Here is a 14030-nt window from a genome sequence, read left to right as displayed (position 1 = left end):
TCACAGCAAGTTGATCACGCGTCTCGTCCGGAATGCGCATACGACATCAACGAGCCCCCGACCCGAAAGCAACACCTTGATGATCGGCAGGCCCTTAGTCGCAGGAATCGCAGACGCCGGTCACCGGAAGCGGAACGAAGCACCGAGTGCACACGGGGGAGGTGCCACGGTGCGGCTGGCTCTGGTAGGTCGGGCTCAGGCCCAGCCCGGCGTCGGCGGGAGTGGCCATCCGGGTGGGGTCGGTAGCGGAACGTCCGATCGGAGGGTCGTGTCCGTGCCTCGCCCGGCGAGCCAGGCGAGGATGGAGTGACCTGGGCCGGTGACGGTGGGGCCGGCCGGGGCCAGGCTCCAGGCGCGATCGAGGTCGGTGGCCCGGATGCGGGCTACCGGGAAGCCGCGTGCAGTGAGCGCGGCGACGGTGTCGTCGAGCGCCCATGTGACGAAGTCGGAAGGCCAGTCGGCTGTGGTGTACCCCAGGTTCAGGTCGACGTGATGGGTCTCGAGTTCACGCCGGCAGCGTTGGAGAGTGAACCAGGCAGGGTGCTGCCACCCTGCGAGTGCGGTGACGAGGATGAACCAGCGTTCGGCCGGCATGGCTCGGGCCTCGTCGAGCAGTCGGTCAAGACTGCCGCGCACGTCGGCGACGAGCTCACCGGCGGAGCGCTCGGCGCCCTCGCGCAGCGCACGGTCAAGGGTGGCGGCGTTCGCCCGTGGGCCGGGCTCCGTGCCGGTGCGGGCCAGTGTCAGCAGCCACCGGTAGACGTCGGCGCTGCGGGCGAGGTGGGTGATGACGTGGCCGCGGCTCCAGCCGGGTAGTGCTGACGGCTGGCGGGCCTGGAGGTGGGTCAGCGAGCCGAGGCCAGTGGCGACTCGTGCGACGGAGGCTCGGATCTCGTCGAGGAGGAGATCGATGTCTGCGAGAACGATGTTGGTGGTCTCGGTCACGGCCGTTACCTTACGGTCGGCTGGCGAGCCGGTGACCCAACAGTCGCGATGCCCTCGGTGATAGCCCGGTCGCAGGTGTCGCAGGTGTCGCAGGTGTCGCAGGTGTCGCAGGAGCCGAGGAACGAGGAACAGGGCGCGGGTGCAACAAACAGCCCATAGGCGCCGCATTGACCATTGGGGACCGGACCGCAGTCAAGCGGTCCCGAGGCAGCGCTTTGCCACCGTCCTGTGGGGCGTGGGGCGCTGTATTTCGCGATTGAGGAAGTGCCTGATCTGTGGGTGGGTCAGGCGCGGTCTGTAAATCTGCCGGCTCGGCCTACCCAGGTTCGAACCCTGGCGCCGCCACATGAAAGTGAACCCCCTCCGATCTGCGGAAACGTGGATCGGAGGGGGTTTCTTCGTGTTCGGTTCAGAGTCGTCGCGCGGTGGGTGATATGCGTGATTCGTCTCATATGGCGTTCGGTCGTCGCACGTGGTGTTCGGTGGCCCCAGGCCTGACTCGGCGTGTGTCCCCCGGGCGTCTCCCGGCCGGGTGTCTTCCGGCCCAGGCGTCTTCCTCGCTGTCGGTGAGTCGCGGGGTGCCCTGTCATCGGCCGCTGACGGACAGCACGGGGATCGGTCCCGCATGGCCGGCGTCGGCGGGAGCGGCCGGTGACGGGCGTGCCGGTGGGATCGGTACGCCCACGGGGCACACTGATCCCATGTCATCGCGTCGCAGGAACTGCCCGGAGTGCCGTCGGGAGATCGCCGTCGTCGCGGGCCGGTTCGCTCGGCACGATCCGCCCGGCGCGCGGGGAAGCGGGGACCTGATCTCGTGCCCCGGTTCGCGCCGGCAGGCACAGCTCGGAGCCGCCCAGCCCGCGCTGGACGGATACGCCGTCCCGGAATTCCCCGGCCAGCTCCCGCTGTTCTGAACCGATCTCCCCCAGGTGGAGCTCCTGGCTAGTTCCCCGCCACCGACTTCACCGCCACCGAGATCGGTGTCGAGCCGCTGATCGCTTCCAGGGTCAGGCCGGCCGTGGCCGGGGTGTCGACGAGTTCGGCGAGGACCGCGGCGACGTCGTCGCGGGGGATCATGCCGCGACCGGTGGAGGCCTCCAGGCGTACGAGACCGGTCCCGGCGTCGTCGATCAGGCCGCCGGGACGCAGGATCGTCCAGTCCAGGCCCGTACGACCGCGTACGTACTCGTCGGCCTCGCCCTTCGCGCGCAGATACGCGTCGAAGATGTCGTCGCCCGGGTGTGCCGGGTCCGCGCCCATCGAGGAGACGACCACGTGCCGGCGTACGCCCGCGCGCTCGGCGGCGTCCGCGAACAGGATCGCGGCGCCCTTGTCCACCGTCTGCTTGCGGTCCACCCCGCTGCCCGGCCCCGCGCCCGCCGCGAAGACGGCCGCGTCCGCGCCCTGCAGGTGCGCGGCGACCTCCTCCACCGACGCCGACTCCAGATCGCACAGGACCGGCTCGGCGCCGGCCGCCCGCAGATCGTCGCCCTGTTCGGCACGGCGGATGATCCCCGCGACCTCGTCCCCGCGCGCGGAGAGCAGTCGCTCCAGCCGCAGCGCGATCTGACCATGACCACCAGCGATGACAATGCGCATGATTCCGACCGTACGCCCGGACGACCACGTTCGCCGCATAACCCTGTGGACAACCCGCGACTCACATGGGTGATCCCTGTGGATGCTCGGGTGATCGTCACGAGAACGAGTGAAGACGAGTGAGCGCGAGTGAACACGCGAACGAGGAACGCCGTGCGGGTTCGTATGGCGCCGCGGAGGGGCCGTCATCACCGCCCTGCGCGAGACCGTTCGCCGCGGTCGGCTGCACCGCCGTCCCCCTCGCCGGGCGGCCGCCTGCGGTACGGTCCAGAAGCCCACGGCCGGGCAGAAAGTGGACCAGGCCGTGGAACGGCCGGCGGCTCGGCGAACAGAATTGCCTCGCCTTCCAGTTGGCCCTTGACGCCGACGCCGACGCCGACGCCGACGCCGACGCCGACGCGGGCGCGGGCTCGATCAACACGCCGACGGGCGAGGCCAGTTCCGACGAGGCTCTTCCGCCGGGGTCGCGAAATTCACCGGCCGACACCGCGAGGTCATGTTCCGGACCAGGAGCGATGCCGGCGGCGTCGAGCACGTCGTCGCCACTCCGGCTACGACGGCTCTCCCCGTCCCTGCCGAGGCAGTTCCAGCCCCGACTCGGCCGCCGAGCTGAAGTACTCCCGCACTGCGCTGGTCCGCGCCACCACGCGCCCGCGGTGGATCACGATCCGGCTGTACGAGAGGGACAGTGCCCCCGAGAGCCGGTCACCGCGTACGGCGAGCAACTCGGCCGGGAATCCGGCCTCCACGCGTACCTCGGGCAGCCCGAGGGCGGCTCGGGCGGCACAACTCACCGTGTCGTACGCGTACTCGGGGCGCAGCCCGTACCGGGAGGCCAGCAAGTAGGCGGCCTCCAGCGGGTCCCCGCGGCCCACCGGGTTGGACAGGTCGCGCAGGGCCCCACTGCCCGCCGCGACCCGTACGCCGGCCGCCCGCAGCAGCCGTACGGGAGCGGTGCCGCGCCGGTCGGCCGAGCCGCAGCCGCCCTGCGGCAGACACACCACCGTCACTCCGGCCGCGGCGAGTTGGTCCGCGGCGCGGGCGGCCACCTCGGACGGCAGCCGGCCGAGCCCACCGCAGGGGCCGAGCGTCACCCCGGGCCGCAGCCCGCCCGCCATCGCCGCGAGCCGGGCGAGCCGGGCGGGATCGGCCGCGTCCGTGTGCAGGTCGACCGGGCAGCCGTGTTCGGAGGCGAGTTCCAGGACCGCCTGGACGTAACCCGTCGGATCGGGGTCCGCGTCCGGGCAGCCGCCCACCACGGAAGCGCCCATCTTCAGGGCGTCCCGCAGCATCGCGAGCCCGTCGGCGCCGGCCGCCCCGGTCAGTACCCGTGGCATCGCCACCGTCGACAGTTCGGCGAGCCCCCGCAACGACCGCCGCACCTCGAGCACCGCCGCCAGCGCGTCCAGCCCCTGTACGTCGCCGACGTGCACGTGGGACCGCAACGCCGTGGCGCCGTGCCCCAGTTGCAGCAGTGCCGCCTCGGTGGCCCGGCGCCGGATCTCCTGGTCCTCGTACGACAGGGGGCCGTCGCCCTCGGCCGTCAGGGCCGTGTCGCTGTGCGCATGGGCCTCGGCGGGGGCCGGCAGAAGGAGGTAGCCGTCGAGGTCCACCTTCGCGGCGAGAGCCCCCGAGGCACCCGCCGCCAGGCTCCCCACGGTGCCGACCGCCTCGATACGGCCACCACCCAGCCGTACGTCCACGGTCCGGCCGTCGGTGAGCCGCGCCCCGCACAGCAGGAGAGCGGCCGTGTCGGCGTGTCCCGACGAGGAGTGGGGCGGCTGCTGCTGACTGTCGGGCATCGCGCTCCTGGGCTCGGGGGCGGCTGCGGGAGGGACGACTGCGGAGCGTGGGGACACAAGATCACGCAGCGTGAGTCGAGCCTAGGGCGGTGACCCGTCAACGTCGGGGAGGAGCGCAATAGTCGTACCGGTGTGGTCCCTCGACCGGCCGGGGACCACTCCCCAGGTGCCGGCGCCGGGCCTCTCCGCGCCGGCGTCCACGGGTACCCGGAAGTCCGTCACCCCGTGTGATCCAGGAGGCCTGAGGGGCCCGTGAAGGGCTCTGGGAACCCCCGGGGAAACGCCTGGGGTCGGGCCGGGGTGGGGGCCGCGAAACGGATTTGGGCGATCGGCGGCGGACCGTGTAATGTCTTCATCGCTCGCCCCAATAGCTCAGTCGGTAGAGCGTCTCCATGGTAAGGAGAAGGTCTACGGTTCGATTCCGTATTGGGGCTCTGGTGTGAGAGGTTCCCGTCGCAAGACGGGGGCCGATCGCATCTAAGCGGTGTAGCTCAGTCGGTAGAGCAAGCGGCTCATAATCGCTGTGTCACCGGTTCAAGTCCGGTCACCGCTACTGACAGTAGCCGATTGTGGGGTCGGTCCTTCGATCGGCTACTCTTCTATGCGTTAATGTCCCATCCGTTCGTCAAGGAGCACTCCTGTGGCTGCCACCGACGTCCGCCCCAAGATCACGCTGGCCTGCGTGGAGTGCAAGGAGCGGAACTACATCACCAAGAAGAACCGGCGTAACGACCCGGACCGACTGGAGATGAAGAAGCACTGCCCGCGTTGCAACGCGCACACCGCGCACCGCGAAACGCGATAATTTCAGGCTCGTACACGAGGCCGTCCCCTTCACGGGGGGCGGCCTCGCGTCGTTGTGGAACCGATGTCCGGCGCGTACCCGGCGTCATAGGTGGACCAGCGATTTAGAGCGAAGATGGGCCGTCCGGCTAAGACGGTCGGTCCAGCTGTGACGTACAGCGCAGCGAAGACAACCAGGAGGTGCCGAGCCCATGGCGCTCGACCAGTCCTTCGTAGGGCGGTCCTACCCGCCCACCGACCCCTATGAGGTCGGCCGGGAGAAGATCCGCGAGTTCGCGGAGGCCGTGGGGGACAGCAACCCTGCGTACACGGACCCCGAGGCCGCGCGCGCGCTCGGTCATCCGGATGTGATCGCGCCGCCGACCTTTGTGTTCGCCATCACATTCAAGGCCGCGGGCCAGGTCGTCCAGGACCCGCAACTGGGCCTCGACTACAGCCGGGTGGTGCACGGCGACCAGAAGTTCGCTTACACCCGCCCGGTGCGCGCGGGTGACCGGCTCACGGTCACCTCGACCATCGAGTCGATCAAGTCCCTCGCGGGCAACGACATCCTGGACATCCGTGGCGAGGTCCACGACGAGGCGGGCGAGCACGTCGTGACGGCCGTCACGAAGCTCGTGTCCCGTGCGGCTGAGGTGGACTGACATGACGGCGAAGATCTCTTACGCGGACGTCGAGGTCGGCACCGAGCTGCCGGCCGGGACGTTTACCGTGACGCGTGCCACGCTCGTGCAGTACGCCGGGGCCTCCGGGGACTTCAACCCGATCCACTGGAACGAGAAGTTCGCGGTCGAGGTGGGCCTTCCCGACGTCATCGCGCACGGCATGTTCACCATGGCCGAGGCGATCCGCGTGGTGACCGACTGGGTGGGCGACCCGGGCTCCGTCGTCGAGTATGGCGTCCGCTTCACCAAGCCCGTCGTCGTCCCGAACGACGACAAGGGCGCCACCATCGAGGTCAGCGGCAAGGTCGCGGCCAAGCTCGACGACAACACGGTCCGTGTCGACCTCACGGCGACCAGTGCCGGACAGAAGGTGCTCGGGATGTCGCGAGCGGTCGTACGGCTGGCTTGATCCCGAGTTCCACGCCTTGATCCCCTGGTCACGTCTTGATCCGGAAATTACGTCTTGATCCCGAGGCCAAGTAAGGGGCGTCCGCCATTGCGGGCGCCCCTTACGCGTTCCCTCGCGCGGAGACCGGACGGCGTCGGGCGCGGTGGCCCGACGGGGCCGGGCGAGGTCGGCCGGGGCGGCCCGGGCGACGCGATCCGACCCGCCCACGCATCTCTTGACTTAGTTAGTGATTGAGTACTAACTTAGCCGCATGGTCAGGATGAGTGCAGAGGAGAGGCGCGAGAGCGTCATCCGCGCGGCGATGAGCGAGTTCGCCCGGGGCGGCTACTACGGCACGTCCACCGAGGCGATCGCCAAGCGCGTGGGTGTTTCGCAGCCGTATCTCTTCCGGCTCTTCCCGGGCAAGAAGGCGATCTTCCTGGCGGCCGCCGAGCACTGCATGGAGCTCGCCCGGCACACGCTGGAGGAGGCCGCCGAAGGGCTGGAGGGCGAAGAGGCCCTGCACGCCATGGCGAACGCCTACGTCAAGGTCATCGCGGAGCACCCGGAGCGGCTCCTCATGCAGATGCAGATGTATGTAGCGGTGGCCGCCGCCGAGGAGGCCGGCGACCACGAACTCGGCGAGGCGGTCCGGGCCGGCTGGATGCGGCTCTGGGACACGGTTCACATGCCGCTCGGCGCCGACGCGGACGAGACCGCGACCTTCATGGCGTACGGAATGCTCATCAACTGCCTGGTGGCGATGGGGTTCCCGCCCGAGCACCGGGTCTGGGAAGGGCTCTATCCGTCGGCGCGGGTCACGGGCCGGCTGGAGAAGTAGCGCGATGGTGAAGGCGGAGTTCGGCGCCTTTCCATGGGTGCGAAAGTTAGTCATCAATAACTAACCATCAAGGGTGATCACATCACCCACTGGGGGAGCGATGTCTCAGCGGACGACGGCGAAGACAGCACGGAACGGATCGGCGGAACCGGCCACGGGATCGGCCACGGAACCACCGACGGATACGGCAACGCGACAACCGGCGGACACGGTCACGCAGTCGACCGCCCTGTTGACCTCGGATGCGGCCGTGGAACCGGCCGTGGAACCGGCTGCGGCATCGCCCGCCGCCGCGGTCATGGAATCCACCGGGCGTCGCGGTGGAGCCGGGTGGGCCCTCCTCATCACCAGCGTCGCCGGATTCATGGCGGCCCTCGACAATCTCGTCGTCACCACAGCCCTGCCCTCCATTCGCAAGGACCTCGGGGGAGCGCTGGGCGACCTGGAATGGACCGTGAGCGCCTACACGCTCACCTTCGCCGTCCTGCTGATGTTCGGCGCGGCCCTGGGCGACCGGTTCGGCCGCCGCAGGCTCTTCCTGGTCGGCCTGAGCGTCTTCACCGGCGCCTCCGCCGCCGCGGCCATGGCGCCCGGCATCGACTCGCTGATCGCCGCCCGCGCGGTCCAGGGCGTCGGCGCGGCGATCATGATGCCGCTGACACTGACCCTGCTGACGGCCGCGGTTCCGGCAGCCAAGCGCGGGATGGCGTACGGGATATGGGGCGCCGTCAACGGACTCGCGGTCGCCTCCGGTCCCCTCATCGGCGGCAGCCTCACCGAACACGTCTCCTGGCACTGGATCTTCTGGCTGAACGTTCCGCTGGGCCTCGCCGTGCTCCCGCTCGCCCGGCTGCGGCTGTCCGAGTCGTTCGGCGCCGGTACCCGGCTCGACTTCCCGGGCACCCTGCTCGCCAGCGGCGGTCTCTTCGGGATCGTCTACGGCCTGGTCCGCGGGCCCGCCGACGGCTGGACCAGCCCGTTCGTCCTGACCGGCCTGTTCGCGGGTGTCGCGCTGCTCACCGGCTTCGTCATCCACGGCACCCGGGCTGAGCACCCGATGCTTCCGATGCGGCTCTTCCGCTCCCGTGCCTTCGCCGGGATCAACGCGGCCAGCCTGCTGATGTTCCTCGGGATGTTCGGCTCGATCTTCCTGCTCAGCCAGTACATGCAGGGCGTGCTCGGCTATTCGCCGACCGAGGCGGGGCTGCGGATGCTCCCCTGGACCGGTATGCCGATGCTCGTCGCGCCGATCGCAGGCTATATGTCCGACCGCGTCGGCGGGCGCCCCGTCGTGGCCGCCGGGCTCTTCCTGCAGTCCGCCGGGCTCGCCTACTACGCCTCCGTGGTCGCCGCCGACGCCTCGTACGCCTCCCAGCTTCCCGCGCTGATCATCAGCGGTATCGGAATGTCCCTGTACTTCGCCCCGGCCTCCAACCTGGTCATGTCCAGCGTCCGGCCGCAGGAGCAGGGCATCGCCTCCGGCGCCAACAACGCGCTGCGCGAGGTGGGCGGCGCGCTCGGGATCGCGGTGATGTCCTCGATCTTCTCGGCGCAGGGCGGCTACGCGACCGCCCAGACCTTCATCGACGGACTGCGGCCCGCGCTCGTGGTCGGCGCCTCGGTCGTCGCCCTCGCGGGTGTCGCGGCCCTGTTCATCCCGACCGCCCGGCGAGCGGCTCGCACCGGGACCGCGAACGCCCCGGCGCACGCCGTCGGAGGCGACGCGCCGGTGGGGGACTCGCGCGAAACCCGGTCCTTCGAGGCCGACCCGATCGAAGCCGACCGGCCTGCGACAGCCTCCGTCGAAGCCGTGTCCCTCGAAACCGCCTCCCGCTGACGCGCGGAACGGAGCTCCCGGCTCTTCGGCCGCCCCCCGGAATCACCTGATCGCCTGATCGAACCCCCAGGAGAGTCGCTTCGGTCGAGCGCCCGGACGCGAACGACCCCGCCCTACCGGCGGGGCCGTTCCGCACGTCCGCGGCACCGGTGGCCGGGCGCCCCCGCCCCTTCTCGTAGTCTTGGGCCCGTGCAGGAACTCCACGATGCCCCGCTCGCCCCGCTGACCACCTTCCGGCTCGGCGGCCCGGCCGCCCGGCTGATCACCGCCACGACCGACGCCGAGGTGATCGCCGCCGTGCGCGAGGCCGACGACGCCGGCACGCCGCTGCTGCTCATCGGCGGCGGATCGAACCTGGTCATCGGTGACAAGGGCTTCGCCGGGACGGCCCTGCGCATCGCCACGAAGGGCTTCTCGCTCGACGGTACGAGGCTGGAGCTGGCCGCCGGTGAGGTGTGGACCGACGCGGTCGCCCGCACCGTCGAGGCCGGGCTCGCCGGGATCGAGTGCCTCGCCGGTATCCCCGGCTCGGCCGGTGCGACGCCGATCCAGAACGTGGGCGCGTACGGCCAGGAAGTGTCGTCGACGATCACCGAAGTGATCGCCTACGACCGTAAGACGCGCGAGACGGTCACCCTGACCGACGCCGCGTGCGCCTTCTCGTACCGCCACAGCCGCTTCAAGGCCGACCCCGAGCGCCATGTGGTGCTGCGCGTGCGCTTCGAGCTGGAGGACGCGCGGGGGCTGTCGGCGCCGGTCAAGTACGCCGAGACGGCTCGTGCGCTCGGCGTGGAGCCCGGGGACCGTGTGCCCCTCGGTGCCGCCCGCGAGACCGTCCTGAAGCTGCGTGCCGGTAAAGGCATGGTGCTCGACCCCGAGGACCACGACACCTGGTCCGCCGGGTCGTTCTTCACCAACCCGATCCTCACGGACGAGGCGTTCGCCGCGTTCCACGCGCGCGTGAAGGCGCGGCTCGGCGCGGACGCCGTACCGCCGGCGTACGCGGCCGGTGAGGGCCACACCAAGACCTCCGCGGCCTGGCTGATCGACAAGTCGGGCTTCACCAAGGGTTACGGAACCGGGCCCGCCCGCATCTCCACCAAGCACACGCTGGCCCTGACGAACCGGGGCGGGGCCACCACCGAGGACCTCCTCGCGCTGGCCCGGGAGGTCGTCGCCGGTGTCCACGACGCCTTCGGGATCACCCTCGTCAACGAGCCGGTGACGGTGAACGCAGGCCTCTAGGGCCAGAAGTCGCTGAAGGCACGCCCTAGTAGGCGACGCCCACGCCCTGCTTCACGGTCCCCGGGTCGTCGATCATCGCCAGCATCGCGTGGGCCACGTCCGCGCGCGCGATGAAACGGCCCTTGGGCGGGAAGCCGCCCACCACCGTGCGGTACGAGCCGGTCAGCGGCTTGTTCTGGAGCCGGGGCGGACGGACGGCGGTCCAGTCCGTCGAACTGGCCGCCAGTTCGCCCTCCATCTCCCGCAGGTCGGCGTAGACGTCCTTCAGGATGCTGGAGATCAGACTCCGCATCGCGCGGTCGACGCGTGTGTCGTTCGCGGCGCCGGGGCCGACCGGACTCGCGCTGACGACGATCAGGCGCCGCACCTGCTCCGCCTCCATGGCGCCCAGCACCGTAGGGGTGAGCCGGGCCGCGACCCCGGCGTCCTTGCGGCTGCGCGCGCCGAGACCGGACAGGACCGCGTCCCGGCCCGCGACGGCGGGGCGCAGCGATCCCGGGTCGGTGAGATCCGCGCGGAACACCTCCAGACCCGCGCCCGTGACGGTCAGCCGCGCGGGATCCCGTACGACGGCCGTGACCTGGTGGCCCGCGCCCAAGGCCTGGCGGACGATCTCCTGGCCGATGCCTCCGGTGGCACCGAAAACGGTGAGTTTCATGACCTGCTCCGCATGAGGTGGAGATGGGTGGGTGAGTGTTCACTCACCCGTGCTTCTTCTAGAGTGAGTAAGTACTCACCCACCCGTCAACCCCGTGAGGACGTGTCATGGAATCCTTGGGCCGCATGCAGCAGAAATCCGCCACGGAGCCCCTGCCGTCGAAGCCGGCCAGGATCCGCATCCTCGACGCGGCGCACGAGCTCATGCTCACCCTCGGCATCTCGCGCGCCACCACCAAGGAGATCGCCAGGGCGGCCGGCTGCTCCGAGGCCGCGCTCTACAAGTACTTCGCGAGCAAGGAAGAGCTGTTCATCAGGGTCCTTCAGGAGCGGCTGCCGCGGCTGGGCCCCCTCCTGGAGCGGCTGACGGCCGAGCCGGGGGAGCATTCCCTGGAGGAGAACCTCACCGAGATCGCCCGCCAGGCGGCCCTCTTCTATGAACAGAGTTTCCCGATCGCCGCCTCCTTGTACGCGGAGACACAGCTCAAGCGCCGCCACGACGACGCCATGCGGGCCATGGGCGCGGGCCCGCACGTGCCCATCCGGGGCGTCGCCGCGTATCTGCGGGCGGAGCAGCGGGCGGGGCGCGTCCAGCCGGACACCGACACCTACGCGGCCGCGTCCCTCCTCCTCGGCGCCTGCGCACAGCGGGCGTTCGCCTACGACGCCACCCAGGAGGGCGCGCCCCCGCCCCTCGACACCTTCGCCCCGGCGCTCGCCCGGACCCTTCTCGCCGGGATCGAGCCCAGGAACACGGCGGGGCCCGCGGGGTCCGCGGAGGCCTGAGACCCGACAGGTCCTAGGCGGTCAGCCAGTCGTCGACACCGGCCAGCAGCTTCGCGCGGACGTCCTCCGGTGCCGCCGAGGCGCGGATGGACTGGCGCGCCAGCTCGGCCAGTTCCTGGTCCGTGAAGGCGTGGTACCGGCGGGCGATCTCGTACTGGGCGGCGAGCCGTGATCCGAAGAGCAGCGGGTCGTCGGCGCCGAGGGCCATCGGCACACCGGCTTCGAACAGAGTTCGCAGGGGGACATCGGCGTGCTTCTCGTAGACGCCCAGGGCGACGTTCGAGGCGGGACAGACCTCACAGGTCACCCCGCGGTCCGCGAGGCGCTTCAGCAGCCGCGGGTCCTCGGCGGCCCGTACCCCGTGGCCGATCCGTGAAGCGTGCAGGTCGTCCAGGCAGTCGCGGACCGAGGCGGGCCCGGTCAGTTCGCCGCCGTGCGGCGCGGACAGCAGGCCGCCCTCACGGGCGATGGCGAAGGCCCGGTCGAAGTCCCGCGCCATGCCCCGCCGCTCGTCGTTGGAGAGCCCGAAACCGACGATCCCCCGGTCCGCGTACCGCACGGCGAGCCGGGCCAGCGTGCGGGCGTCCAAGGGGTGCTTCATCCGGTTGGCCGCCACCAGGACGCGCATGCCGAGTCCGGTCTCCCGTACGGCCGAGTCGACCGCGTCGAGGATGACCTCCAGGGCCGCGATCAGACCGCCTAGGCGCGGGGCGTACGACGTCGGGTCGACCTGGATCTCCAGCCACCCGGAGCCGTCCTTCAGGTCCTCCTCGGCGGCCTCGCGCACCAAGCGCTGGATGTCCTCGGGCTCTCTCAGGCAGGACCGCGCGGCGTCGTACAGGCGCTGGAAGCGGAACCAGCCGCGCTCGTCGGTCGCCCGCAGTTTCGGCGGTTCGCCGCTGGTCAGCGCGTCCGGCAGCCGTACGCCGTATTTGTCGGCCAGTTCCAGCAGCGTGGTGTGCCGCATCGAACCGGTGAAGTGCAGGTGCAGATGGGCCTTCGGCAGTTCACTCACATCACGTACGCGCTCCATCCGAAGATCCTGCCGTACGTGTGTGTCGTGCCGGTAGCGCTTTCGCTGATCGGAGGCCTGCTCGAACGAACGAACGGGGGCCGGCCACTCCTGAGAGTGACCGGCCCCGGCACGCGCGCGTGGAGCGCGATGACGTCACCGGTGCCCCGAAGGGCACGAAAGGACGAAGGAGGTCAGTCCTTCGCCTCGGACAGCAACTGCTGGATCCGGCTGACGCCCTCGACCAGGTCCTCGTCACCGAGGGCGTACGACAGGCGCAGGTAGCCCGGCGTGCCGAAGGCCTCGCCCGGGACGACCGCGACCTCGGACTCCTCCAGGATCAGCGCGGCCAGCTCGACCGTGTCGGCGGGGCGCTTGCCGCGGATCTCCTTGCCGAGGAGTCCCTTCACCGAGGGGTACGCGTAGAAGGCGCCCTCGGGCTCGGGGCAGACCACGCCGTCGATCTCGTTCAGCATGCGCACGATGGTCTTGCGGCGGCGGTCGAAGGCCTCGCGCATCTTCGCGACGGCCGTGAGGTCGCCGGAGACGGCGGCGAGCGCCGCGACCTGGGCCACGTTCGAGACGTTCGAGGTGGCGTGCGACTGGAGGTTGGTCGCGGCCTTGATCACGTCCTTCGGGCCGATGACCCAGCCCACGCGCCAGCCGGTCATCGCGTACGTCTTGGCGACGCCGTTGACGACGATGCACTTGTCGCGCAGTTCGGGCACCACCACGGGCAGCGAGTGGAATTCCGCGTCCCCGTAGACCAGGTGCTCGTAGATCTCGTCGGTCAGGACCCACAGGCCCTTCTCGGCGGCCCAGCGGCCGATCTCCTCGATCTGCTCGCGGGTGTAGACCGCGCCCGTCGGGTTGGACGGGGAGACGAAGAGCAGCACCTTGGTGTTCTCGGTGCGGGCCGCCTCCAGCTGCTCGACCGAGACGCGGTAGCCGGTGGTCTCGTCCGCGACGACGTCCACCGGGACACCGCCGGCGAGACGGATGGACTCCGGGTAGGTCGTCCAGTAAGGCGCCGGGACGATGACCTCGTCGCCCGGGTCCAGGATCGCGGCGAAGGCCTCGTAGATGGCCTGCTTGCCGCCGTTGGTGACGAGGACCTGGGCGGCCTCCACCTCGTAGCCGGAGTCGCGCAGGGTCTTCGCGGCGATCGCGGCCTTCAGCTCGGGGAGCCCGCCGGCCGGCGTGTAGCGGTGGTACTTGGGGTTCGAGCAGGCCTCGATGGCGGCCTGGACGATGTAGTCCGGGGTCGGGAAGTCGGGCTCACCGGCGCCGAAACCGATCACCGGACGTCCGGCGGCCTTGAGTGCCTTGGCCTTGGCGTCCACGGCGAGGGTGGCGGACTCGGAGATCGCGCCGACTCGGGCGGAGACCCGGCGCTCGGTGGGAGGGGTTGCAGGGCTCATGGGACCCATCGTTTCAGACCGGAAACGC

The 14030-nt window shown here is 70.4% G+C and carries 14 protein-coding genes and 2 tRNA genes; 10 read left to right on the top strand and 6 right to left on the bottom strand.

Annotated elements, in window-relative coordinates; genetic code table 11:
* Positions 1-195: 195 nt before the first annotated feature.
* A complete protein-coding gene (locus ACIQRL_RS38310; RefSeq protein WP_401340434.1) occupies positions 196-945 on the bottom strand; it encodes a maleylpyruvate isomerase family mycothiol-dependent enzyme in 750 nt (249 codons plus the stop codon).
* Positions 946-1646: 701 nt separating this feature from the next.
* Between ACIQRL_RS38310 and ACIQRL_RS38305 the strand changes: the two genes are divergently transcribed.
* On the top strand, positions 1647-1859 hold the full coding sequence (locus tag ACIQRL_RS38305) for a hypothetical protein (protein ID WP_401340432.1): 213 nt from the start codon (positions 1647-1649) through the stop codon (positions 1857-1859).
* Between the two features lie 28 nt (positions 1860-1887).
* Here the strand turns inward: ACIQRL_RS38305 and ACIQRL_RS38300 are convergent, their stop codons facing one another.
* A complete protein-coding gene (locus ACIQRL_RS38300) occupies positions 1888-2583 on the bottom strand; it encodes an SDR family oxidoreductase (RefSeq protein ID WP_401340430.1) in 696 nt (231 codons plus the stop codon).
* A 512-nt stretch (positions 2584-3095) separates the two neighbouring features.
* Positions 3096-4346: an amidohydrolase family protein gene (locus tag ACIQRL_RS38295; RefSeq protein WP_401340428.1), complete on the bottom strand. Its 1251-nt coding sequence runs from the start codon at positions 4344-4346 to the stop codon at positions 3096-3098.
* A gap of 361 nt (positions 4347-4707) precedes the next feature.
* Between ACIQRL_RS38295 and ACIQRL_RS38290 the strand changes: the two genes are divergently transcribed.
* The 8 genes from ACIQRL_RS38290 to ACIQRL_RS38255 all read left to right on the top strand — a co-directional run bounded on the left by ACIQRL_RS38290 (position 4708) and on the right by ACIQRL_RS38255 (position 10126).
* Positions 4708-4780 (top strand) — tRNA-Thr (locus tag ACIQRL_RS38290).
* A gap of 46 nt (positions 4781-4826) precedes the next feature.
* Positions 4827-4899, top strand: a tRNA-Met gene (locus tag ACIQRL_RS38285).
* 87 nt (positions 4900-4986) lie between these two features.
* Positions 4987-5151, top strand: coding sequence for a 50S ribosomal protein L33 (gene rpmG, locus ACIQRL_RS38280; RefSeq protein WP_004571794.1), 165 nt, complete (start codon positions 4987-4989; stop codon positions 5149-5151).
* Between the two features lie 190 nt (positions 5152-5341).
* Entirely contained in the window at positions 5342-5794 is a 453-nt protein-coding gene (locus tag ACIQRL_RS38275; protein ID WP_401340425.1) for a MaoC family dehydratase N-terminal domain-containing protein, read from the top strand.
* Between the two features lies 1 nt (position 5795).
* On the top strand, positions 5796-6224 hold the full coding sequence (locus ACIQRL_RS38270; protein WP_401340423.1) for a MaoC family dehydratase: 429 nt from the start codon (positions 5796-5798) through the stop codon (positions 6222-6224).
* Positions 6225-6474: 250 nt separating this feature from the next.
* On the top strand, positions 6475-7044 hold the full coding sequence (locus ACIQRL_RS38265; RefSeq protein WP_401340422.1) for a TetR/AcrR family transcriptional regulator: 570 nt from the start codon (positions 6475-6477) through the stop codon (positions 7042-7044).
* A gap of 298 nt (positions 7045-7342) precedes the next feature.
* Positions 7343-8881: a DHA2 family efflux MFS transporter permease subunit gene (locus ACIQRL_RS38260; RefSeq protein ID WP_401340450.1), complete on the top strand. Its 1539-nt coding sequence runs from the start codon at positions 7343-7345 to the stop codon at positions 8879-8881.
* Between the two features lie 189 nt (positions 8882-9070).
* The gene (locus ACIQRL_RS38255) at positions 9071-10126 is read left to right on the top strand and encodes a UDP-N-acetylmuramate dehydrogenase (protein WP_401340420.1); all 1056 of its coding nucleotides are present in this window, start codon (positions 9071-9073) and stop codon (positions 10124-10126) included.
* A gap of 25 nt (positions 10127-10151) precedes the next feature.
* Here the strand turns inward: ACIQRL_RS38255 and ACIQRL_RS38250 are convergent, their stop codons facing one another.
* Positions 10152-10784 (bottom strand): NAD(P)-dependent oxidoreductase, encoded by a 633-nt coding sequence (locus tag ACIQRL_RS38250; protein ID WP_401340418.1) that lies wholly within the window; start codon positions 10782-10784, stop codon positions 10152-10154.
* 125 nt (positions 10785-10909) lie between these two features.
* On the opposite strand from ACIQRL_RS38250, the gene ACIQRL_RS38245 reads away from it, so the two are divergent.
* The gene (locus tag ACIQRL_RS38245; protein ID WP_401340416.1) at positions 10910-11569 is read left to right on the top strand and encodes a TetR/AcrR family transcriptional regulator; all 660 of its coding nucleotides are present in this window, start codon (positions 10910-10912) and stop codon (positions 11567-11569) included.
* A 13-nt stretch (positions 11570-11582) separates the two neighbouring features.
* Here the strand turns inward: ACIQRL_RS38245 and ACIQRL_RS38240 are convergent, their stop codons facing one another.
* Together ACIQRL_RS38240 and ACIQRL_RS38235 are read right to left on the bottom strand one after the other, a co-directional pair.
* On the bottom strand, positions 11583-12602 hold the full coding sequence (locus ACIQRL_RS38240) for an adenosine deaminase (RefSeq protein WP_401340414.1): 1020 nt from the start codon (positions 12600-12602) through the stop codon (positions 11583-11585).
* Between the two features lie 173 nt (positions 12603-12775).
* On the bottom strand, positions 12776-14002 hold the full coding sequence (locus ACIQRL_RS38235; RefSeq protein WP_401340411.1) for a pyridoxal phosphate-dependent aminotransferase: 1227 nt from the start codon (positions 14000-14002) through the stop codon (positions 12776-12778).
* Positions 14003-14030 lie beyond the last annotated feature (28 nt).

Source organism: Streptomyces sp. NPDC091209 (genome assembly GCF_044757755.1).
Classification (GTDB): Bacteria; Actinomycetota; Actinomycetes; order Streptomycetales; family Streptomycetaceae; genus Streptomyces.
The sequence above is the reverse complement of the archived record's forward strand: the minus strand, read 5'-3'. Positions and strand labels throughout refer to the sequence as shown.

Coding starts and splice junctions, on each gene's coding strand:
- ACIQRL_RS38295 (WP_401340428.1), bottom strand. CDS start 4,346: ATGCCCGACAGTCAGCAGCAGCCGCCCCACTCCTCGTCGGGACACGCC.
- ACIQRL_RS38270 (WP_401340423.1), top strand. CDS start 5,796: ATGACGGCGAAGATCTCTTACGCGGACGTCGAGGTCGGCACCGAGCTG.
- ACIQRL_RS38250 (WP_401340418.1), bottom strand. CDS start 10,784: ATGAAACTCACCGTTTTCGGTGCCACCGGAGGCATCGGCCAGGAGATC.
- ACIQRL_RS38300 (WP_401340430.1), bottom strand. CDS start 2,583: ATGCGGCGAACGTGGTCGTCCGGGCGTACGGTCGGAATCATGCGCATT.
- ACIQRL_RS38245 (WP_401340416.1), top strand. CDS start 10,910: ATGCAGCAGAAATCCGCCACGGAGCCCCTGCCGTCGAAGCCGGCCAGG.
- ACIQRL_RS38275 (WP_401340425.1), top strand. CDS start 5,342: ATGGCGCTCGACCAGTCCTTCGTAGGGCGGTCCTACCCGCCCACCGAC.
- ACIQRL_RS38260 (WP_401340450.1), top strand. CDS start 7,343: ATGGAATCCACCGGGCGTCGCGGTGGAGCCGGGTGGGCCCTCCTCATC.
- ACIQRL_RS38265 (WP_401340422.1), top strand. CDS start 6,475: ATGGTCAGGATGAGTGCAGAGGAGAGGCGCGAGAGCGTCATCCGCGCG.
- ACIQRL_RS38305 (WP_401340432.1), top strand. CDS start 1,647: ATGTCATCGCGTCGCAGGAACTGCCCGGAGTGCCGTCGGGAGATCGCC.
- ACIQRL_RS38240 (WP_401340414.1), bottom strand. CDS start 12,602: ATGGAGCGCGTACGTGATGTGAGTGAACTGCCGAAGGCCCATCTGCAC.
- ACIQRL_RS38235 (WP_401340411.1), bottom strand. CDS start 14,002: ATGAGCCCTGCAACCCCTCCCACCGAGCGCCGGGTCTCCGCCCGAGTC.